The sequence below is a fragment of the Hymenobacter mucosus genome (genome assembly GCF_900188255.1).
GTDB lineage: Bacteria > Bacteroidota > Bacteroidia > Cytophagales > Hymenobacteraceae > Hymenobacter > Hymenobacter mucosus.
Map to the genome: position 1 here is coordinate 619,237 of NZ_FZNS01000001.1, position 20,725 is coordinate 639,961.

At 52.9% G+C, this 20,725-nt stretch carries 13 protein-coding genes, 3 tRNA genes and 1 pseudogene; 11 read left to right on the forward strand and 6 right to left on the reverse strand.

Features of this window, described 5'->3' with window-relative positions:
• Positions 1-60: 60 nt before the first annotated feature.
• The 7 genes and pseudogenes from topA (at position 61) to CHB83_RS02680 (ending at position 9,062) form a co-directional block, all read left to right on the forward strand.
• Positions 61-2,529, forward strand: coding sequence for a type I DNA topoisomerase (topA, locus tag CHB83_RS02660; RefSeq protein WP_089331562.1), 2,469 nt, complete (start codon positions 61-63; stop codon positions 2,527-2,529).
• Positions 2,530-2,759: 230 nt separating this feature from the next.
• Complete coding sequence (locus tag CHB83_RS02665) at positions 2,760-3,452, forward strand: SIR2 family NAD-dependent protein deacylase (protein WP_089331563.1); 693 nt, start codon at positions 2,760-2,762, stop codon at positions 3,450-3,452.
• 70 nt (positions 3,453-3,522) lie between these two features.
• On the forward strand, positions 3,523-3,714 hold the full coding sequence (locus CHB83_RS02670; protein WP_089331564.1) for a hypothetical protein: 192 nt from the start codon (positions 3,523-3,525) through the stop codon (positions 3,712-3,714).
• A 12-nt stretch (positions 3,715-3,726) separates the two neighbouring features.
• Positions 3,727-3,915: pseudogene (locus CHB83_RS24355) on the forward strand (hypothetical protein); the annotation flags it as partial.
• A 33-nt stretch (positions 3,916-3,948) separates the two neighbouring features.
• Positions 3,949-4,161 carry a hypothetical protein gene (locus CHB83_RS23465; RefSeq protein WP_143436973.1) on the forward strand — a complete coding sequence of 71 codons (213 nt, stop codon included), beginning with the start codon at positions 3,949-3,951 and terminating at the stop codon, positions 4,159-4,161.
• A gap of 47 nt (positions 4,162-4,208) precedes the next feature.
• Complete coding sequence (locus CHB83_RS02675) at positions 4,209-7,934, forward strand: hypothetical protein (RefSeq protein ID WP_089331565.1); 3,726 nt, start codon at positions 4,209-4,211, stop codon at positions 7,932-7,934.
• Between the two features lie 135 nt (positions 7,935-8,069).
• Positions 8,070-9,062 (forward strand): Ppx/GppA phosphatase family protein, encoded by a 993-nt coding sequence (locus CHB83_RS02680; protein WP_052695256.1) that lies wholly within the window; start codon positions 8,070-8,072, stop codon positions 9,060-9,062.
• 91 nt (positions 9,063-9,153) lie between these two features.
• On the opposite strand, the gene ppk1 is transcribed toward CHB83_RS02680, so the two are convergent.
• The 3 genes from ppk1 to gyrB all read right to left on the reverse strand — a co-directional run bounded on the left by ppk1 (position 9,154) and on the right by gyrB (position 14,009).
• A complete protein-coding gene (gene ppk1, locus CHB83_RS02685; protein WP_045688836.1) occupies positions 9,154-11,463 on the reverse strand; it encodes a polyphosphate kinase 1 in 2,310 nt (769 codons plus the stop codon).
• A gap of 251 nt (positions 11,464-11,714) precedes the next feature.
• Positions 11,715-11,837, reverse strand: coding sequence for a RidA family protein (locus tag CHB83_RS24185; RefSeq protein ID WP_262489918.1), 123 nt, complete (start codon positions 11,835-11,837; stop codon positions 11,715-11,717).
• A 183-nt stretch (positions 11,838-12,020) separates the two neighbouring features.
• Positions 12,021-14,009 carry a DNA topoisomerase (ATP-hydrolyzing) subunit B gene (gene gyrB, locus CHB83_RS02695; protein WP_089331566.1) on the reverse strand — a complete coding sequence of 663 codons (1,989 nt, stop codon included), beginning with the start codon at positions 14,007-14,009 and terminating at the stop codon, positions 12,021-12,023.
• Between the two features lie 703 nt (positions 14,010-14,712).
• On the opposite strand from gyrB, the gene CHB83_RS02700 reads away from it, so the two are divergent.
• Positions 14,713-15,822, forward strand: coding sequence for an acyltransferase family protein (locus CHB83_RS02700; RefSeq protein ID WP_089331567.1), 1,110 nt, complete (start codon positions 14,713-14,715; stop codon positions 15,820-15,822).
• Between the two features lie 948 nt (positions 15,823-16,770).
• Here the strand turns inward: CHB83_RS02700 and CHB83_RS02705 are convergent.
• The 3 genes from CHB83_RS02705 to CHB83_RS02715 all read right to left on the reverse strand — a co-directional run bounded on the left by CHB83_RS02705 (position 16,771) and on the right by CHB83_RS02715 (position 17,137).
• Positions 16,771-16,844 (reverse strand) — tRNA-Arg (locus tag CHB83_RS02705).
• A 47-nt stretch (positions 16,845-16,891) separates the two neighbouring features.
• Positions 16,892-16,965 (reverse strand) — tRNA-Pro (locus CHB83_RS02710).
• A gap of 84 nt (positions 16,966-17,049) precedes the next feature.
• Positions 17,050-17,137 (reverse strand) — tRNA-Ser (locus CHB83_RS02715).
• Positions 17,138-17,328: 191 nt separating this feature from the next.
• Between CHB83_RS02715 and CHB83_RS02720 the strand changes: the two genes are divergently transcribed.
• The 3 genes from CHB83_RS02720 to CHB83_RS02730 all read left to right on the forward strand — a co-directional run bounded on the left by CHB83_RS02720 (position 17,329) and on the right by CHB83_RS02730 (position 20,607).
• Positions 17,329-18,312 carry a VWA domain-containing protein gene (locus tag CHB83_RS02720; RefSeq protein WP_045688813.1) on the forward strand — a complete coding sequence of 328 codons (984 nt, stop codon included), beginning with the start codon at positions 17,329-17,331 and terminating at the stop codon, positions 18,310-18,312.
• Entirely contained in the window at positions 18,309-19,298 is a 990-nt protein-coding gene (locus CHB83_RS02725) for a hypothetical protein (RefSeq protein ID WP_089331568.1), read from the forward strand. Before CHB83_RS02720 ends, CHB83_RS02725 begins: the two co-directional genes overlap by 4 nt.
• A gap of 127 nt (positions 19,299-19,425) precedes the next feature.
• Positions 19,426-20,607, forward strand: coding sequence for an acetyl-CoA C-acyltransferase (locus tag CHB83_RS02730; protein WP_089331569.1), 1,182 nt, complete (start codon positions 19,426-19,428; stop codon positions 20,605-20,607).
• The last annotated feature ends 118 nt before the right edge of the window (positions 20,608-20,725 follow it).

The following is a 20,725-nucleotide window of genomic DNA, read 5'->3' on the forward strand; positions in this document are numbered from 1 at the left end:
CGTGTGGACCGTTTTTAATACTCCACCCACGGCAACGCTCCTGTCGCCAGCATCCCCTGTATGGTAAAAAATCTAGTCATCGTCGAGTCTCCGGCCAAAGCCAAAACCATTGAAGGGTATTTGGGGAAGGACTTTATTGTCAAATCCAGCTTTGGCCACGTACGTGACTTGCCGAAGGACAACAATGCCATCGACATTGCGAATGGCTTCAAACCTACCTATGTTGTTTCGGCCGACAAGCGGGAGGTTATCAGCCAACTGAAGAAACTAGCGAAGGAGGCTGAAACGGTATGGCTAGCCAGTGACGACGACCGGGAGGGTGAAGCTATTTCTTGGCACTTAGCCGAAACCTTGAATCTGAGCGGTGGCGAAAAAACGCGCCGCATCGTGTTTCGTGAAATCACGAAGAACGCCATTCTCAATGCCATTGCTAGCCCTCGGGAAATCGACCTTAACTTGGTGAATGCTCAACAGGCCCGGCGGGTGCTTGACCGTTTGGTTGGCTTTGAGCTGAGCCCAGTGCTGTGGAAGAAAGTAAAGACTGGCCTTTCTGCTGGGCGCGTGCAATCGGTGGCAGTGCGTCTGGTAGTTGAGCGGGAGCGGGAAATCAATCAGTTTAAGGTTTCCTCGGCGTACCGCGTGGTTGCCAAGTTCGATGCAGGCCGCGGTGCCGTGCTAGAAGCCGAGCTTCCTACCCGCTTTAAAACCCGCGAAGAAGCTGAGGCATTCTTGTCGCGTTGCATTGGCGCTACCTATCGCATTGAGAACTTGGAGAAGAAACCTGGTAAGCGCAGCCCTGCGCCACCTTTTACTACTTCTACTCTGCAACAGGAGGCTTCGCGTAAGCTAGGCTTCTCAGTAGCGCAAACCATGAGTGTGGCCCAAAAGCTGTATGAAGGTGGCAAGATCAGCTATATGCGTACTGACTCCGTAAACTTATCGCAAGATGCGCTAGCAGCCGCTAAGGAAGCTATTTCGGCCGCCTATGGTCCAGAATATGCGCACAGCCGTCAGTTTAAGACCAAGTCGGCGTCGGCCCAGGAAGCTCACGAAGCTATTAGGCCTACTGATTTCGCTCTGGTAAAAGCTGGTGAGGACTCGCAAGAGCAGCGCCTATACGACCTGATTCGTAAGCGTGCCTTAGCTTCGCAAATGGCCGATGCCACAATTGAGCGCACGGTAGCCACCATTGGTATCAGCACGCAACCAGGTGTGTCCTTATCTGCTACGGGCGAGGTTATCACGTTTGAGGGCTTCCTCAAAGCCTATGCAGAATCAAAAGACGAGGATGAGCAAGACGGTGAGTCGTCGTTCTCGCGTGGCTTGCCGCCCCTCAATGTGGACCAGGAGTTACCCTTGCAGCAGTTGCGGGCTACGGAGCGCTACGCTCAGCCCCCAGCGCGCTACACGGAAGCATCACTGGTAAAGAAGTTGGAGGAAATGGGTATTGGCCGTCCTTCTACCTACGCGCCTACTATCAGCACCATTCAGAAGCGGGGCTACGTGGAGAAAGACTCCCGTGAAGGCAAGGAACGTAAATTCCACCTGCTCACGCTGGAAGGTGACACGGTAAAAACCGAAGTAAAAACTGAGACCTTCGGCGCCGATAAAGCTAAGCTGTTTCCCACCGACACGGCTATGGTGGTAAACGACTTCTTAGTGGAGCACTTCCCCGTAATCGTTGACTTCCAGTTCACCGCTAAGGTAGAAGACGAGTTCGACCGCATTGCAGATGGTCAAGAGCAGTGGACGGACATGCTGGCTGGCTTCTACGGAACCTTCCACGAGACTGTGGAGCGTGGTCAGGATATTGAACGTAGCACCCTGGGTAGCACCCGGGAGATTGGCGCTCACCCGGAAACGGGGCAAAAAATTACTGCTCGCCTAGGCCGCTTCGGTCCCTACGTGCAGATAGAGCCCAAAGAAGGCTCGGAAGAAAAGGCCGTGTATGCTAGCCTGCGCAAAGGGCAGTTTATCGAGAATATTACTTTAGAGGAGGCACTGGACCTGTTTAAACTCCCACGCATTGTAGGGCAGTTTGAAGAGAAGGATATGACGGCTGCTCTCGGCCGCTTTGGTCCCTACATCCGCCACGACAGCAAGTTCTACTCGATTGGCAAGGAGCAAGATCCGCACACCATTACAGCTCAGGAAGCAATTGGCTTGATTGAAGCCAAGCGCAAAGCAGATGCGGAACGCCTCATCAAGGAGTTTACGGAGCGCCCAGATGTGCAAATCCTGAACGGCCGCTTCGGACCATACATCGTAGTCGGCAAGAAAAATGTGAAGATTCCGAAGGGCGAAGAGCCCGCCGGACTCACCTTAGAGCGTTGCTTGGAACTAGCCGAAGCTACTCCCGACAGGCCAGCCAAGGGCGGACGCTTTGCTAAGAAGGCCGTTACCCCCGATGCAACGGAGAAGGTGGATACGCCTGCCAAGAAGCCTGCAGCGAAAAAAGCAGCAGCAAAGAAGCCCGCTGCCAAGAAAGCTACCGGCACAACCACTAAAAAGGCCACCAAAGCCAAATAGTCTTTCTAAAACTACTCGAAAGCCCTACCCTGTCTATATCAGGTAGGGCTTTTTTGTGCTCTGAGAATTGGCTTATTAATAATCAATCTTATAAGGTCATTCAGCAGTAGTTACTCTAATTTGCTTGGGCAGGTGCCGGTCTTTAGGCGCAGAAGTAGCAGCGTGGACTAAGTAACAGAAGATGATGAAAATGCGTCTTTAGTAGCGTTTGTCGTTCTATACTGTCAAAGATGAAGAAGATTGTAGCGCTAACAGGAGCAGGTATTTCGGCGGAAAGCGGATTGGCGACGTTTCGTGGCGCCGATGGGCTTTGGGAAGGACACCGAATAGAGGATGTGGCCTCTCCAGAAGGCTGGGCACGAAACCCTAGTCTTGTCCTGGATTTTTATAATCAACGACGCCGAGCAGCCCGTGAGGCTGAGCCCAACGCTGGTCACCGGGCCCTAGTGGAGCTAGCACAGGACTTTGAGGTCGTGATTATCACGCAAAACGTAGACAACCTTCACGAGCGGGCTGGTAGTCAGCAGGTAATTCATTTGCACGGGCAGCTATTTGAAGCCCGTAGCTCTTACTTCGACCAGTTGGTTTACCCCATGGAATCGGACCTCATAGAGCTTGGCGACCTGTGTGAAAAAGGCTACCAGCTTCGTCCAAACATTGTATGGTTTGGCGAGCAAGTACCCCTTATGGAACGGGCTATTGAAGAAGCCGCTACCGCCGATGCCTTCCTAGTTATCGGTACTTCCTTACAAGTGTACCCTGCAGCTAGCCTGGTGCATTATACTCGCCCGGATTGTCCTATCTATATTATTGACCCAAACCAACCTGCCGTTTCGGGCCGCCCTAGCCTGCACTTTGTGCCAGAGCCAGCCACTACCGGGGTACCACGGGTAGCGCGCGAGTTACGAGAGCAACTCGTTTGACGGCGTCCATCCCCAGTCAAGGCAGCGTAGTGCTCGTCCGTTTTGCGGAAACAGGCTCCCCATTAGCCAAGTGCATAGTTCCTTCCAAACAGTCAAAGATGGCATCCATTGTTGGGCACATGGTATTGGGTACAACCCTGGGCAAACTGCTGCTGCCGGCCAAGAGCAATTGGCGCTGGTGGTTACTGCCGCTGCCTGTGTATTTCTGCCCGATGCCGATGGTATTGGGTTTGCCTTTCGCGTGCCGTATGCGGGGTTGTGAGGCCACCACGGACTTACCCATCCCCTGTTGGCCGCCGTGGTGGTTACGGCAAGTATCGTAGCTGGTGTAGCCATCATTCGGCCGAAGCCAGCCCCACCTCTCTTGCGGGTTTGGATAGCACTCAGGCTGGCTACTGCTTCGCACGGGGTGCTAGATGCCATGACAACCGGTGGCCTCAGTGTGGCCTTCTTCAGCCCTTGAAACCCAGAACGCTATTTCTTTGATTTACGCCCCATGCAAGTTTCGCCGATTGGGGTGAAGAAGTTTATAGGTGAGTGGGTAGCGCGTGTTCCCCGTAGTGAAGCACAATGGATTGATACTACCCTGTTTGGTAGTGCTTGTAGTGCAGCGGTTTATGCACAGCATAGAAGCGAGGGCATAGCCGATTTAGCTTATTTTAGAGCAGAACGAGAAGTGAAGAAAACCTTAAAATTAAAATTAGGTTAAATCTGATCCGTTGCTTCTGCGTAGAACAGCCTTCTACAACTCCCCTTATGCCTCCACGCTACACTCGCGCGCTGCTTACTGGCCTTGGTTTAGCGGCCACTTTTCCCGCCTTTTCGCAGTCAGTTTCTCCTACTCATACTGTTTACTTACTCGGCAACACTGCTACTACCGATCTTCCCGTTCAACATGTACAGGCGCTGCGCCGGACTTTGGAGCAGCAAACTGGTACGTTCACGGTAGTTCATCTGGGCGATGTAGTAGGAAACGAAGGCCTGGGCAGTAAGAAGGACTCTGCTCAGGCTGCACAAACTGCCCGGGCCGATGCACTTATTGGCTTGGTTCAGGGACTACCGAATGGTAAGCTATACTTCATCCCCGGCGACAAGGATTGGGCGAACTCCGGGCCCGAAGGCCTAAAGCGGGTGCGGCGCCTCGAAAAGTACATCGAGGACAGGCTGCCCGGCCAAAACGCCTTCCTGCCTACCGGTGGATGCCCAGGCCCTGAAGTGGTAGATGTTGCCAGCAATGTGCGCCTTGTGGCCATCAACTCGCCGTGGTGGACCCATCCGTACGACCGGCCTGAAGCCCCCGACACGGAGTGCAAAACGCTTACGAAGGAAGAATTCCGAGAGCAGCTGCAAGATGTGCTGGACGACACCAAGGGCCGCAATGTGCTGCTGGTTGGTCACCAACCCATTTTCAGTACGGGCGTGTATGGTGGCCACATGCCCTTGAGCCGGCATTTGCTGCCTCCAGTGCTGGGCACCGTATACGCAGCTTACCGCCAAAACGTGGGGTCTCCGCGCGATTTAGCCAACCCAGCCTACCAGGAGTTCCAGAAGGACATGACGAACACCTTAAAGGATAATCCTGGGGTTGTGTACGCCTCCGCCCACGACTACAGCTTACAGCTGACCCCGTTTGCGGGCAACTACCAGGTGGTATCAGGCTCTTTTTCTGAGAAGCAGCACGTGGGCGCCAATGGCACGTCGCAGTTCAATATATCGGAGGAAGGATTTTCCAAGGTAGAGTACTACGCAGATGGCACTGTAAAAACCGCTTTTTACACGTTCACCGGAAGCGGTACCGACGTGAAGGAGGCGTATGCTACTACCCTGTTTCAGTCGGCTTGCCAGGAACCGCGCTTACCCAAAATTCCGGTCAATAGCTTTATTCCCGAGTGTCCTACGGCGCCCAAAGGAGTAGCTGAGGTCAAACCAGATGCCCCGTTTCAACCTACTCAAACCCTGGCCGCGGGCAAGCAGTACGGCGGCACCCGATCATCCCGGTTCTGGCTCGGCGACCTGTATCGGACTTCTTGGACCCAGCCGGTGCAAGTGCCTACTCTTAACCTAGCGACAGAAAAGGGTGGGCTGCGGCCGTTTGGTCGTGGGGGCGGACGCCAGACTACCTCCCTTAAGCTTATTGCTGCCGACTCTTCAGAGTACGTGTTTCGCTCGGTTGATAAGGATGTGACGCGCATCTTGCCACCCGAATTGCGCCGCTCTATTGCCGCCGACGTGCTGCGCGAAATCACGGCTACGGCCCACCCCTACTCGGCGCTGGTTACGGGGTCATTACTGGATAAAACGGATATTCTGCATGCCCGGCCGCGGTTGTTTGTGCTCCCCGACAACAACCAGCTGGGCCCCTACCGAGAAGAGTATGCCGGTCTGCTTGGCACGCTAGAGGACCGGCCTGTAGACCCCAAGCCAAACCTACCCGGCTTTGGAGGGGCCACCGATGTGCGCCGTTCGTTTAGCTTCTTCCGCCAGCTGTATAAAGACAACGATAACCGCATTGATGCCGTGGCGCTGGGCCGCGCCCGCGCCTTCGATATGCTGGTGGCCGATTTTGGCAAGCACGAAGACAACTGGAAGTGGGCCGGCTATAAAGACGGCAAGAAGACCGTGTACAAACCCATTCCGCGCGACCGGGACCAGTCGTTTACGCTGTGGAATGGGGCACTTACTTACCTTGCCAACCGGGAATGGGCTGTGCCCAGCATCGAAGACTTCCAATCAGAGTTTCATGACCTGAAGAGCCTAAACTGGCCGGCTCGCCACCTCGACCGTTTTTTGCTTCAAAGCCTAAGCCGGGAGCAATGGCAGGAAATAGGCAAGTACATGCAGGAACGCATTACGCCGGCCGCCATCGACGAGGCAACGGCTACGTTGCCTCAAGAGCTAAAACCCCTTTCAGGCGACCAACTAAATCGTAAGCTAAAAGCTCGCATTCAGGAGCTACCCCGGGCACTCGATGATTACTACCTGCTCCTGGCAAAACGGGTAGACATAGTAGGCTCCAACAAGGCGGAAGTATTCTTGGTAGACCGCCTCTCGAATGGTAGTGTGCGGGTGCAGATGTTTGATAAAGCCAAGGAAGGTGACGGGCCCAATGGCAGGCCGCTTTTTGACCGCACGTTCCACCCCAAGGAAACCAGTGAGGTGAGCCTCTACGGCCTCGATGGCAAAGATGTATTCACCGTCGCGGGAACGGCTAAGCGCAGTGTATTGGTACGCATCATAGGGGGCGACGGCAAAGACCAGATTGCCGACGACTCGCACGTGAGCGGCCTGCGCGCTAAAACCAAGGTGTACGATGTAATTGATACGGACTTGAAGGCCAGCTCCGAGACGGATAACCGCACCTCTACCCAACCAGAGGTAAACGCCTACGACCGGGAGCAGTTTGAATACGACACGTACAAGCCCCGTGCTACCTTAATCTATAATCAGAGCGACGGGTTTGGCGCAGGCGTAGGAGTAGACTTCGTGCACCAAGGGTTCCGCAAGCCGAACTACAAAAACCTGTATTCATTTGATATACGGGGGTCTAGCAACGGCAATTTTCAGGTAGCCTTGGCTTCGCGTTACCGGCATGCATTCGGGCAGTGGGATATAGGCGCCCGCACCGAGTATGGTAATTTTTTCCCTTTCTACAACTTCTTTGGCTTGGGGAACAACACTACCAAAGACGAAGGACTGTACGACGATAACTACTACAAGGCCCGCTACAAAGGCTACACGCTCAGCGCCTTCACGGAGCGGATGTTTTGGCAGCGTAGCGTGTTTCGCATCGGGCCAACGTATGAGCACTACACGTCGAATTACGCCACCAACAGCTACCTAGGGCAGCTATTCAACAGCCCGCAGTTCCCCGAAACAGGAGTTCCTAATGCTAGTTTCCAGCGTCTAATTGGCTTAAACGCTTTGCTAGACTTGGATTTGCGAGACCGACAGAGCTTTGCCCGACGTGGCGTGCGCCTGCGCGTACAGCACGACAGCTACCATCAGCTTAATCGCAGCAAGAGTAACTTTGGCCTCACCCAAGCCTTCGCTGAGTACTATGGCACGGCTCGGCTGGGTATTCCCGTAACGCTGGTTCTAAAGGGCGGAGGCGCCAAAAACTACGGCAACGACGAGGAGATTCCCTTCTACAAATTTACCAGCTTAGGACTCCGTGAAAACCTACGCGGCTACTACCGCAACCGCTTCACCGGCGACGCCAGCTTGTATCTGAATACAGAGCTACGCTTGGCGCTTGGGCGGGTGCAAACGGGCTTCTTGCCTTTCTCGTACGGTGTATTCGGCTTCTATGATAAAGGCCGAGTATACTTCCAAGGCTCCTCCCCTAGCGGCTGGCATGAAGGCTACGGCGGCGGCTTCTACATCGCCCCGGTGTCCGACCAACTGGCATTGTCCGTATCCTATCAAAAGTCGCCAGAAAATGGCCTGATTCAGTTCGGCCTGGGCTTCCGCATTGATAACTAAGTGCTTTGCTGCTGACTGATGCGCCCTGTTTCCGCGAAAACAGGGCGCATTGACTTTCTAACGTGCTTTTGACCGTGCCTTCCCCACTATGACCGGCTATATTTGGTCATATTCTTTCGCTCAACTCTCTACTGAATGGAATATCCGCTCCTGAAACTTGCTGCCATTGACATCGGCTCGAATGCCGTGCGGTGCCAGATTTCGGCCGTACTCCACTACGGCGACCGGTACCGCCTCAAGCGCGTAGAGTACGTGCGCTACCCACTGCGTCTAGGCGAAGATGTCTTCGCCACCGGCCGCATCTCAGACAAGAAACAGGAGAAGTTTGTCAAGTTTCTGCATGCGTTGCGCTTACTCATGGAAGTGCACGACGTAGCCCCCAACCATTACCTCATTTGCGCCACTTCCGCTATGCGCACCGCCACCAATGGCCAGGCTGTAGCACAACGAGTGCAGAAGGAACTGGGTATGACCATCCGCGTGATTGATGGCCAGGATGAGGCGGCCTACATCAACCGCGTAATTGAACAACTGCTCGAGGACAATAAGCACTACCTGCATATTGACGTGGGAGGTGGCAGCACTGAGTTCAACATCTACCACAACCGCCGCAAGGTAGCTTCCCAGTCGTTTGAGGTAGGCTCAATCCGCCGGATGCAGCAAGAAGAATCTGGCCTGGGTGCCGATGCGCTTAACGCTACCTGGAAGCGCATGGAGGAGTGGGTTACTGAGAATGCCCGCCGCTACCACGTATCGCGCGCCATTGGCACGGGCGGCAACATCAACAAGCTCTACAGCTTAGCCCAGCCCCAGCTTGATAAGCCCGTAACGCGGCGGCGTATTGCTACCATCCTCGAGCAGCTCACGGGCATGACCATGGATGAGCGCGTTAACGTAGCGCTACTTAACCCCGACCGGGCCGACGTGATTGTGCCGGCTGGTCACATCTACTTGTCGGCTATGGAGTGGGCCCACATTCACCAAATGATTGTACCCGACATTGGCCTTAAGGATGGTATGCTGCAAACGCTGTTTGAAGACCACTTTGACGAAATTCGGGCTAATGATGACCATTCTTTACAGAAGCCTATTCCCGCGGTGCAGAGTCGCCCAACCGAGGTAGAATAAGTAGCTGCGGATTCAACTCAAAGAAGCAAAAAGGCCGGTACCATGTGGTACCGGCCTTTTTGCTTCTCTTACTCTTGCGGATTGGCAACGCCTACTCTAACGCAGCCTCTTCATCTGGCTCTTGCCCGTCGTGGGCATCTACGGCAACGGGCTGCTCATTTTCTTCCTCCTCTACTTCTTGCGCATTGGGCTGATCGTAGGACGGGATGGAAGTGTGGTCATTGCCATTCGAATCAGCATTATCGTACAGTACATCGGCCCGGTTAAGCCATTCCTCGTACAGCGCGTTTTCACTCAGCAATGCGAAATTCTTGCTATAAAACTCCTTGTGCACGTTGAATACCGGCTCATCCGGCACTGGTTGGCGACGGATGTAGGCCCCATCCTCGCGCATGAGGTAGGTATTCTGATTATCCTTGAGGTTGAAGTACAGGATATTGATGGCTTCCCGTTTTAGCTGCGGATTCACAATCAAGAACAAGGCTTCAATGCGACGGTCGAAGGAGCGCACCATCAGGTCGGCAGAGCCAGCGTAGACTTTCGGGTGGCCGGCTTGATGGAAGTAGAACAAGCGTGAGTGCTCCAAGTAGTCGCCTACAATGCTGCGTACCTCAATGTTGTCGCTGAGGCTAGCGCGCCCAGGACGCAGGCAGCAGATACCCCGTACGATGAAACGAATGGGCACGCCGGCACGGCTGGCTTTATAGAACTCATCTATCATCTCCTTGTCCTCCAAGGAGTTCATCTTCATCACAATGCCACTAGGCAGCCCTTTTTTAGCGTTGCGCACTTCCTCCCGAATCAGAGAAATAAGCTGCTGACGCATGTCTTTAGGAGCCGTAATCAGGTACTCGTAGTCATCGGGCTGGGAATGGCCCGTGATAACGTTGAAAAACTCTGATACATCATGCCCATACACGTCGTTGGTTGTCAATAGGCTGACGTCGGTATAAATGCGCGACGTTTGCTCGTTGTAGTTACCTGACCCAATGTGCACGTAGCGCGTTACCTTCTCCCCTTCCTTGCGTATAATTTGGAGCATTTTGGTGTGCGTCTTGTACTTGCTCACCCCGTAGATAACAAAGCAGCCGGCCTTTTCCAGGCGTGCCCCCTCCCGGATGTTGCGCTCCTCATCGAAACGTGCTTTCACCTCAAACAGTACCGATACGTGCTTGCCGTTTTCAGCGGCTTTAAGCAAAGCGGCTGTCACGCGCGAATCATCGGCCAGGCGGTAAATGGTTTGCTTGATTCCCAGAACGTGGGGGTCTTCAGCAGCTTGCTCCAACAAGCGTACTACTGGCTCAATGCTGTTGTACGGGTGGTGGAGCAGCACATCATGCTGCTTTAAGTAGTCAAATAAGTTGTCTTCGGCCCCCTCTGGCAGGCTGAGGGGCGTAACAGCCGCAGGCTGCTTGAAACCCTTGCCTCGGAAGTTCGGATGCTTCAGGACCTGGAATAGCCCCTTCAAATCAATTAAAGAACTGATAACAAATACATTGCCGTTATCAATATTCCACCGCTCCTTCAGTACTTGCATGAGTAGCGCCGAGGCATTTGGCTCTACCTCCAAGCGCACTACCCGGCCCTTCTTGCGAGTTTTCAGGCCCAGCTGAATTTCCTTGATGAAGTCCACGTCAATGTCGTCAGACTCTTCCAAGGTAAAGTCGCCATTGCGCGTGATGCGAAACAAATCGGCCGATACAATTTCAACATTACGGAACAGCTTAGGCAGATTGGCCCGCACAATTTCCTCAATGGGCACAAAAATAACTTTGTCTTTGCGCGTTAGCTCAAAGAAGCGCGACAGGTTCTGGGGAATCTGCACGAAGGTGAGACGGTCTTGCCCGCGTTCCGCTTCCATGCTACCATCCAATCCACCGCCGGCTCGCGTCACAACCCCGTAGATGAGCATCTGATTCATCATCAGCGGGAACCCGTGGTAGGAGTCGTACACCATAGGCGTGAGCAGCGGAAAGATGGTGTTCTTGAAGTAGCCATCAGCCTTCTTGAGCTCCAGCTCCGTCAGTTCAGACATCTTCAGTATGTTGAAGCCGTTTCTCTCAAACAGCGGCTTCAGCTCGTTGAGGTACGTGAGCGACTGGTCGTTGACGAAACGGTGGGCAAAATCCAGCAGCTTGCGCCGGAATGGCAGCTCTCGCAGGCCAGAGTAATCAACCCGCTCTTTGCCATAATCCAGATAGTTATACAACGACCCCACCCGAATCATGAAGAATTCATCAAGGTTGCTGGAAGTAATGGCCATAAACCGCAGCCGATCAAATAAGGACCGACCGGCATCTTTCGCTTGGTCGAGCACGCGGTAATTAAACCGTAACCAGCTCAGGTCGCGGCTAATGTATTTACTCTTGCGGATTAAGTCCGCGGATTTAAACAGTTTCATAACAGCAAGGAAAGGCCGGACAAAATACGAGCAAACGGCCCTTTGTAGGTACGTTACGCAGGAATAATAGCTGTGGCCTCTATTTCAACCAATAACCGTGGATCAATTGGGGCCTGTCCGGCTAGCATGGTGCTAGCAGACTAGATCTTGCCAAACGCTTCTGCATGGGCCTTCCCCACAGCTTCCCAATCAGCAATGTTGCTAAGGAAAATGCGTGTGCGGACCACCTGCTCGCAGGTAGCTCCAGCTTCTCATAAGGCTTCCTTAATTTTCTCCAGAACGCGCTTTGTTTGTGCATACGCATCGCGACCCGTGGTAGGGGTACCATCTCGCGCGGTAGTGCCAGCCACTTCCACCATATTGCTTTCCTGCATTGCCCGGGGGTAGCCTACGATTGGTTCCGAGGGCGCACCTGAATTAATTAAAGTTCTTATACTAGTGAAAAGCTAGGGTGGCACACTTGTACTCGCGCTGGTCGGCGTTCCACTTGGTTGAATAGACAGCCATGTAGGACAACAAAAAGGCCCGCTATACGGCGGGCCTTTCCAATCTAGTGATTACACGTCCAATTTCGCGTATTTGGCGTTTTTCTCGATGAAGTCGCGGCGGGGTGCCACTTCGTCTCCCATAAGCATGGAGAACAAATGGTCGGCTTCCGCAGCCGAATCTACCGTTACTTGCTTGAGGGAGCGGGTGTCAGGCTGCATGGTGGTTTCCCACAGCTGTTCGGCGTTCATTTCCCCAAGGCCTTTATAACGCTGCACGTTCACCGTCTCAGGACGACCTTTGCCCATTTCTTCCTGGGCTTGCATACGCTCATCCTCAGTCCAGCAGTAGCGCTCTTCTTTGCCCCGCTTTACAAGGTAGAGCGGCGGCAGGGCGATGTAGATATAGCCACGATCTACCAGTTCACGCATGTAGCGGAAGAAGAACGTCAGAATCAGGGTACGGATGTGCGAACCGTCAATGTCAGCATCTGTCATGATGATGACTTTATGGTAGCGCAGCTTTGCGGTGTTCAGCGCTTTGGCATCTGCTTCAATACCTTTCTCTGGGTCGGCATTGACACCAAATGTAACTCCCAATGCCGTAATCATATTACGAATTTCTTCGTTCTCAAGGATGCGGTGCTCTTGCGCTTTCTCTACGTTCAGAATTTTACCCCGCAGGGGCAGAATGGCCTGAAATGCGCGGTTACGGCCCTGCTTGGCCGTCCCACCGGCCGAGTCACCTTCCACCAAGTAAAGCTCGCATACCTCCGGGTCTGATTCGGAGCAGTCGGCTAGCTTACCAGGTAGTGAGTTTGAACCTAACACCGTTTTGCGCTGCACCATTTCGCGGGCTTTGCGAGCAGCAATGCGGGCCTTGGCGGCCAGGATTACCTTCTCCACAATGATGCTAGCCTCTTTCGGGTTTTCTTCTAGGTACTGCGCCAGAATCTCACCCACAACGGTGTTCACTGCGCCGCTAACTTCACTGTTCCCCAGCTTTGTTTTGGTCTGCCCCTCAAATTGAGGCTCCGCTACTTTCACTGAAATAACTGCCGTGAGCCCTTCGCGAAAGTCTTCGCCCGAAATTTCCACCTTAGCCTTTTCCAGCTTGCCAGACTTATCGGCGTAGGCTTTGAGTGTGCGAGTAAGGGCAGAGCGGAAGCCAGCTACGTGCGTACCGCCTTCGTGGGTATTGATGTTGTTAACATACGAGAAGATATTCTCCTGGTAAGAGTCGTTGTACTGCAATGCAACCTCCACCGGCGTGTTGCCCTTCTCGCTTACCACGTGGATAGGCGTAGGCATCAGCGCATGACGCTCCGAGCCGTCGAGGTACTGTACAAACTCAGCCAGGCCACCTTCAGAGTGGAAGGTTTCTGTCAGGAAATCGGCTCCATCTTCTCCCTTCTCACGACGGTCGGTGAGGATAATGGTGATGCCCTTGTTCAAGTACGACAGCTCCCGCAGACGCGACGCGATAGTGGCGTACTTGTAGACCGACTCGGTAAAGATTGTATCGTCAGGCAGGAAGTCTACTTGCGTGCCGTGCTCTTCCGTTTCGCCAATCTCCCGTACTGGGTACTGAGGTGCCCCAATTTTGTACTCCTGCTCGTACATTTTACCGTTGCGGCGCACGGTTACTTTCAGGTCTTGGCTAAGCGCGTTCACGCAGCTTACCCCTACCCCGTGCAAACCACCGGATACTTTGTACGTGTCCTTATCAAATTTACCACCGGCGTGCAGCACAGTCATTACCACCTCTAGAGCCGAGCGGCCCTCTTTCTGGTGGAAGTCGACAGGAATGCCGCGACCATTGTCACGCACGGTGATGGAGTTGTTCTCGTTGATTGTTACTTGAATTGTATCGCAGTAGCCGGCCAAGGCTTCATCAATGGAGTTGTCCACTACTTCCCACACCAAGTGGTGCAGGCCCTTCACCCCAATATCCCCAATGTACATGGCCGGGCGCTTGCGCACAGCTTCGAGCCCTTCGAGTACTTGAATGCTGTTCGCGGAGTACTCGGCGGGGGCTTTTTTCTCTTTCGTTTCGCTCATGTTGCGGTAGGTTCAGCGCTAACTGCTTAAGTAGGCAAACATACCAAATTTATTCGGTTTTTGCCACTGTTTGCGCGGTTTTGGGTATTCTTGTCTTAACGCGCACTGACGCTTTATAGTGCCCTCAAACCGACTATTCTGCGCTACCAAACTATGCCAGAATCACGACCCATAAGCCCTCCCACTCGACCGACCAACGCTCTGCCTTCGATAGCCGAATTACTCCTCAAAGCTAGTGTGGCAAGCTGCTGACCAACCGTAAGCTTTAGCCTTTGTGGTAGGCGAAACAGCTATACATCAAAGTACCGAGCGAAAAGCATCTCAACTGTCCGTAGCTGGTCCTAGGTGCAAGTATGGATCTGGCACTCTCGCCTGGTGGTGGGTACTAGTACTCTGCCTGCTTTCACGCCGCTGCGGACGCACTATGTATGTAAAGTACTAATCATCAGCATCCCAATTAGGGAGAACACAGTGCGCCGAACCATAGTGGATACAGTCAAGAGGTTGAAACTTAGAAGAGGTTGCGGCCTACTACAACAACCAATTATCGTGGCACTATCATCCTGTGTTCCAAGGTAGCAACGTATTCACCGAAAAGCCATTCAATATAAAATACACAATTATCTTTGATTATTTACGTTGTACTGCTTCTTGTTTCCAAAGTGAGCACTAGTCGTGCAACTCAGCATTACCAATCTCCGGCATGTCCACAACTGTTTCGAAGCGAGAAGATCGTAATTATGCGCTTGATCTATTGCGCTTTATTGCGGCTTTCGCTGTAGTTATATTCCACTACACTTACCGTGGCTACATGGCCGACAACTTGAACCCTGTATCCTACCCTTGGTTAGGCTCTATCTGTAAATACGGATACCTGGGGGTTCACCTTTTTTTTGTAATCAGCGGCTACGTCGTACTCATGAGCGCCATGGGGAAAACGGTATGGCAGTTCTTCTTTTCCCGCTTTACTAGATTGTATCCTGCATTCTGGGTTGCCTGCACCCTTACGTTCTTAGCAATACGATTTCTGGGACCAGTAGCTGACTCCCCCTTTCGAACCCATCTTATGGATGCCTCTTTGACCCAGTACATTGTTAACATGACAATGCTACAGCAGTTCTTTGGTTTTCGAGATTTAGATGGGGTGTATTGGACCCTGACCGTTGAAATCAGTTTTTACTTTTTAATCTCCCTACTGATTGCATATAAGCTAGTTGATTATATGCAATGGATTCTGATGGGGTGGTTGTTTTACTCGTTGCTGGCAGGAAGTACGCCTGCCCCCTCTGTTTTCTCCTTTGCGTTCTTTCCTCAATTCGCTCCCCTCTTCATTGGGGGCATGCTTCTTTACTTGCGAAAGATCGGTTTTACTCAGCGGTGGAAGCTTCACATCCTGTTGTTGGTTGCTTTAGGGTTGGCCCTACGTAATGGAATAGCAGCAAGCGTAGGGTTAGGCGTAGCATTCCATGACCAGTTTTCGCCTGTCATAGTAGGCAGTATCATTGTGGCAATATTTGCCGTTTTACTGCTGATTACAGACGGCTACATCACGCTAAAGCGCTTCAACGCCCTCGGCACACTAGGGGCCCTTACCTACCCCGTTTATCTGCTACACCATAACATTGGCTACATCTTCTACCAGCGCCTGCATACTATATCCAATAAATATGTACTCCTAGTAGGGCTGACGATTGCCAGCTTCATAGCAGCCTACTTGGTGCATGTCTTAGTGGAAAAAAGATATGCCCGGGCACTAGGACAGCAAGTAGATGCTTTTCTTAAGAAGTTTACTCCTGCCTCATCAAAAGCGTAAGGAATACTGTATTTGAAAAGATTGATTAACGGAGGGCGTATTCTCAATACTTGACTAAGAGCTTTATAGTCACCTAATCAGAACTGACTAAAAGCAGCAAAATAAGATGGTTCAGTTAGGTGGAACAGATTAGGGAAATATTTATAAGTTGTTGTAAGTGAAATATTTGCGAGGTTAAGTAGGCAAGAGTTGAGTGGCTTCACTCGTAACTATAGTAGCCAAAATACGTGGCTACGCTGTGCTGGGTGTCAGCTACGTCGTGAAATACAGGCCACTCCCGTTGTTCGAATTGCTCGGTTTTGAGGCACAACCACAGGCATTCGGTATGGGCATTGTCGAGGCATTCCCACGCCGGCTTTAGTAGTATACAGTTCCGTGCTGATGGAGCAGCGCCCAGTAGGCGTTGACGCAGTATTACCCACTCCGGTCGGAATGCCTCCGAAACATATTGATAAAACCGAGCGGCTAGGCAATTATGCTGGCTACCACACAGCGCATAACTAGTGGGGGTTAGTGAACCCAATGTTGTGGCTTGCCTAAAAGAGACTATCGGGTAAGGACAGGCTACTGAGCATGCAGCAGCCAATAGAGAATATAACCAGACCCATTTCAATGTAGATATCGAAAGCGGCTACCTATTCCACATAGTTGTCATGCGATTTGTGAATCAAGAAGTAGTATCGCTTCCGATGATCTACGATTAAGAGCCACAGGATGGAGTTATGCACCAACAACTGTTGGCTACTATCAGCCACTAAATCTGCTGCATAGTAGCAGCCCTAATACTGGTTTTTCAGCCGATAGATATTGACGCGGTGAATAATATCACTCCTTGGATTGCGCTTATCACTTCCTTTTTACACCTATAGAGCCACTCGCATGAACCAACATGTAAACTATCAACAAAAAAGCCACTCAGCGCAAAAGCTAAGTGGCTTATTATCAGCGTGGCCCCGATGTGATTCGAACACATGACCGGCTGCTTAGAAGGCAGCTGCTCTATCCAGCTGAGCTACGGGGTCAAAAAAGAATAGCCGCCCGCCCCAAAGGCGGGCTGGCGGCTATAAAGTCGGGGTGGCAGGATTCGAACCTGCGGCCTCCTGCTCCCAAAGCAGGCGCGATACCGGGCTACGCTACACCCCGAGAACTGACTGAGTCAGCAATATTTCGTAAGAAGGCTTTCCACGTGGGAAAGTTTAGGCTCGCATTATAGAAAGCCTTCTTATGTGGAGAGGGGGGGATTCGAACCCCCGGTAACCTTTAGAGCTACGGCAGTTTAGCAAACTACTGGTTTAAGCCACTCACCCACCTCTCCAGTGGGACGTCTTTCCGTCCGAAAGCTGTGCAAATATACAAGCAGATTGGAGATTCAAACGTTTTTCAAAAAAAATATCTTCCATCTTGCCACTCTAACGCGGGTAGAAACTCACGTTGAAGGAGTTATTCGGCTACCTCTTTTTTCACCTTTTGCTAGTCTTGTATTTTGAACAATAAGCGGTTACCATCATGTTGAGTTGGGCTTATCCGCTGGGTTGGCCCGAGGCACTAGCGGCAATTTTATTTTTTCTTTTTTACCTCGGGTACGCTGTTCGGACGCGTCGACTGGCGGCTCCACTAGGACAGCGGGGTTGGTCTTTGGGCTGGAAGCTAACGTTACGCTTCACCTATCTAGCCTTGTTAGGTGTCGCCTTACTAGGCCCGGCCTATGGGCTCACCCAACGTCCAGTTCGCACGGCGGGTAAAGATGTATGGCTGTTAGTAGACCTTTCCCGGTCTATGAATGCGCCTGATGTATCGCCAACGCGGCTTCAAAAAGCGAAGGCAGAACTTGCGACTCTCGTAAGCCGCTTCCAAGCCGACCGCCTGGGTTTGATTGTATTTGCGAATGAGGCGTTCGTGCAGTGTCCGCTCACGTATGATCAGGCTGCTCTCCAACTATTTCTCAGTACGCTTCAAACGTCGCTAGTGCCAGCGGGCAGTACTGATCTGGTGCCGCCACTTGAGTTGGTGCTTACTCGATTGGAATCAAGCACCCCTACAACGAACAGTAATTTGCCGAGGGCTACGGCCGTGGTACTCGTGACTGATGGAGAGGACTTCGGGGAAAACTTAGAACCAACCGTACGAGTGCTGGCACGCACCGGAGCCCGCGTGTTTACGATGGGTGTAGGCACGACGGAAGGCAGCGCTATTCCGCAGCCAGGAGGCCGAGGCTACTTACGGGACGCACGCGGCAGAGAGGCTGTCAGCCGCCTGGTACCGGCACCGTTACGTAGACTTGCGGAGCAAACGGGCGGACAGTACTTCGAACTAACCGACCGACGCAACGAGTTTCCACTACTAGTGAATGCGCTCAACCGCATGGAAGGACAAGCGGAACAGGTACGCACTGTGTCGGTGGCAGATAACCGCTACCGGTACCCGCTGCTGCTAGCGTTGGCACTGATGATGCTGGATGTGCTAATAACTATCAAAGTGATAAAGCCATGAAAATTTCTCTGGTGAGCAGCCTCCTACTTCTTGGTCTATGGGGCGGCCTGACGAAAATTCACGACAGAAATTTGGCAATCCAGCAGGCTGGCCAGGCTTACTTTCACCACGATTTTACGTCGGCAGCGCAGGCTTATAAGGAGGCCACGTTCGAGTTGGGTGCTTCAGCCGAAGCTGTGTGGCTCAACTTAGCCCACGCAACTGCCCAGGATGGGCGGCCGCAGGAAGCACGCGCTTATTACGGACGTTTGCTTAGCAGTAAGACGCCCGCTGTTCGAAGTACAGCAGCCCAGCAACTGGCCGTGTTAGCGGCTGGCCAAGGTGACTATGCGCAAGCACTAGCCCTCTTGCGGCAAGCTTTACTAGCTGCTCCTGCTAACGCCGATGCCCGCTATAACTACGAAGTACTACATGACTTCTTAACTCGTAGAGCAGCTGACCCGCATATGCCGCCCCCCGGCACCGACGGCAACCCCACTGAGCCCACTAAAGGCCCATCGGAGCGGAACCCGACGAGGCAGCCTCAAGCGCAGCCGGGTACTATGCAGCAAGGTCAGCTCAACGATCCTACTCAGCCGCAGAACCCGCAGAATGCGTCGGAATCCCGGGAGAACTCCAACGGACAACGCGACCCCAACCGGCCATCTACAACGCCCGGTAATTCCGCCGCCGGTAGTTTCCAGCCGGGCAAGGGGGAACAACGAAACGTAGCACAAGGGTCTCAGCCTGGCTCGGTGCAGGGCCTTAGCAATGAGGAAACCGGACCTGAAGCAACGGGCGGGGTAAGCCGGCGCGCAGGCACTGAGCAAGCCGCTGCTGATGAAGCCCAGGTGCAAACTCAGCGTGCCCGCCTACAACAGATGAATCTCAGCTCAGGGCAGGCTCGTCAACTACTCGAGGCGCTTGGGGCAGCAGAGCAGCAGTATTTGCAACAACTACCCCACCAGCCTACCCGCAAAGCGGAGAAAGGCAAGCCCGGCTGGTAATGCTACGGGCAATACGAATAGAGTGGCAACTAGCAACCCAGTACTGCTCCTACCCTGCCAGCAGTCCTTCACAGTCCAAATACATACCTTTGCCTCCCACATCCAACCAATCCCACCCACTCATTTTATGCAAATCAAAGAAGTAGTCATCGTAGCTGCGGTGCGCACACCTATCGGCTCATTTGGCGGCAGTTTAGCATCGTTGTCGGCCACGGAGCTGGGAGCTATTGCTATGCGAGGTGCGCTAGAAAAAGCCGGCCTCGATGGCAAGGAAGTAGATCAAGTAATAATGGGCAATGTTATTTCTGCTAATCTAGGGCAGGCGCCCGCACGCCAAGCCGCGAAGAAGGCAGGCTTGCCCGATACCGTGGAGTGCACTACCGTGAACAAGGTATGCGCTTCCGGCACCAAGGCCATTATGTTCGGAGCCCAAGCCATCATGCTTGGGCAGTCGGAGGTAGTGCTGGCGGGCGGCATGGAAAGCATGTCGAATGTGCCCTACTACCTTGACAAAGCCCGTTTTGGTGCCAAATACGGTCACAGCCAGATGATTGATGGCTTGATGAAGGATGGCCTCTGGGACCCGTATAACGACTATGCCATGGGCAACGCCGCCGATGCTACGGCGGCGCACTATGGCATTACACGCGAAGAGCAAGATGCCTTTGCCCAGCAGAGCTACGAGCGGAGCGCCGCCGCTGCTAAGGCAGGCAAGAAAAAGGACGAAATTATTCCGGTAACCATTACGGTGCGTGGTAAGAATATAGTAGTGGAAGACGACGAGGAGTATACTAAAGCTGACTTCGCCAAATTCGCAACTCTTAAGCCAGCCTTCACCAAGGAGGGCTCTGTAACCGCCGCCAATGCATCTACGCTGAATGATGGTGCAGCGGCCGTGCTACTCATGAGTCGCGAAAAGGCCGAAGCGCTGGGCATCAAGCCTCTAGCACTTATCCGCGGTTTTGCCGATGCTGAGCAAGCACCAGAGTGGTTTACTACTACTCCTTCCTTGGCTATTCCGAAGGCCTTGAAGCATGCGGGAGTAGAAGCTTCTGAGGTTGATTTCTACGAAATAAACGAGGCTTTTTCGGTGGTTTCACTGGCGAACAACAAGCTTCTGAACCTGGAAGGCACTAAGGTAAACGTGTACGGGGGAGCTGTGTCGCTGGGCCACCCGCTAGGGGCGTCCGGGGCTCGCATTGTAACCACTCTTTTGAACGTGCTCCAAAATGAGGGCGGTAAGATTGGGGTGACGGGCATTTGTAACGGCGGCGGCGGCGCGAGCAGCCTCGTTCTTGAGAAGCTCTAATTCTTAGCTAGATCTAGCTAGTAATAGTGTTCTAATGCAGTAAAAAAGCCTGGTCCTTAGCGGCCAGGCTTTTTTTGTAGTTGCTGCTGATGGGCACGAAGGTTGCGCATGGTGCAGA

Coding starts and splice junctions, on each gene's coding strand:
- topA (WP_089331562.1), top strand. CDS start 61: ATGGTAAAAAATCTAGTCATCGTCGAGTCTCCGGCCAAAGCCAAAACC.
- CHB83_RS02665 (WP_089331563.1), top strand. CDS start 2,760: ATGAAGAAGATTGTAGCGCTAACAGGAGCAGGTATTTCGGCGGAAAGC.
- CHB83_RS23465 (WP_143436973.1), top strand. CDS start 3,949: ATGCAAGTTTCGCCGATTGGGGTGAAGAAGTTTATAGGTGAGTGGGTA.
- CHB83_RS02675 (WP_089331565.1), top strand. CDS start 4,209: ATGCCTCCACGCTACACTCGCGCGCTGCTTACTGGCCTTGGTTTAGCG.
- CHB83_RS02680 (WP_052695256.1), top strand. CDS start 8,070: ATGGAATATCCGCTCCTGAAACTTGCTGCCATTGACATCGGCTCGAAT.
- ppk1 (WP_045688836.1), bottom strand. CDS start 11,463: ATGAAACTGTTTAAATCCGCGGACTTAATCCGCAAGAGTAAATACATT.
- CHB83_RS24185 (WP_262489918.1), bottom strand. CDS start 11,837: ATGCAGGAAAGCAATATGGTGGAAGTGGCTGGCACTACCGCGCGAGAT.
- gyrB (WP_089331566.1), bottom strand. CDS start 14,009: ATGAGCGAAACGAAAGAGAAAAAAGCCCCCGCCGAGTACTCCGCGAAC.
- CHB83_RS02700 (WP_089331567.1), top strand. CDS start 14,713: ATGTCCACAACTGTTTCGAAGCGAGAAGATCGTAATTATGCGCTTGAT.
- CHB83_RS02720 (WP_045688813.1), top strand. CDS start 17,329: ATGTTGAGTTGGGCTTATCCGCTGGGTTGGCCCGAGGCACTAGCGGCA.
- CHB83_RS02725 (WP_089331568.1), top strand. CDS start 18,309: ATGAAAATTTCTCTGGTGAGCAGCCTCCTACTTCTTGGTCTATGGGGC.
- CHB83_RS02730 (WP_089331569.1), top strand. CDS start 19,426: ATGCAAATCAAAGAAGTAGTCATCGTAGCTGCGGTGCGCACACCTATC.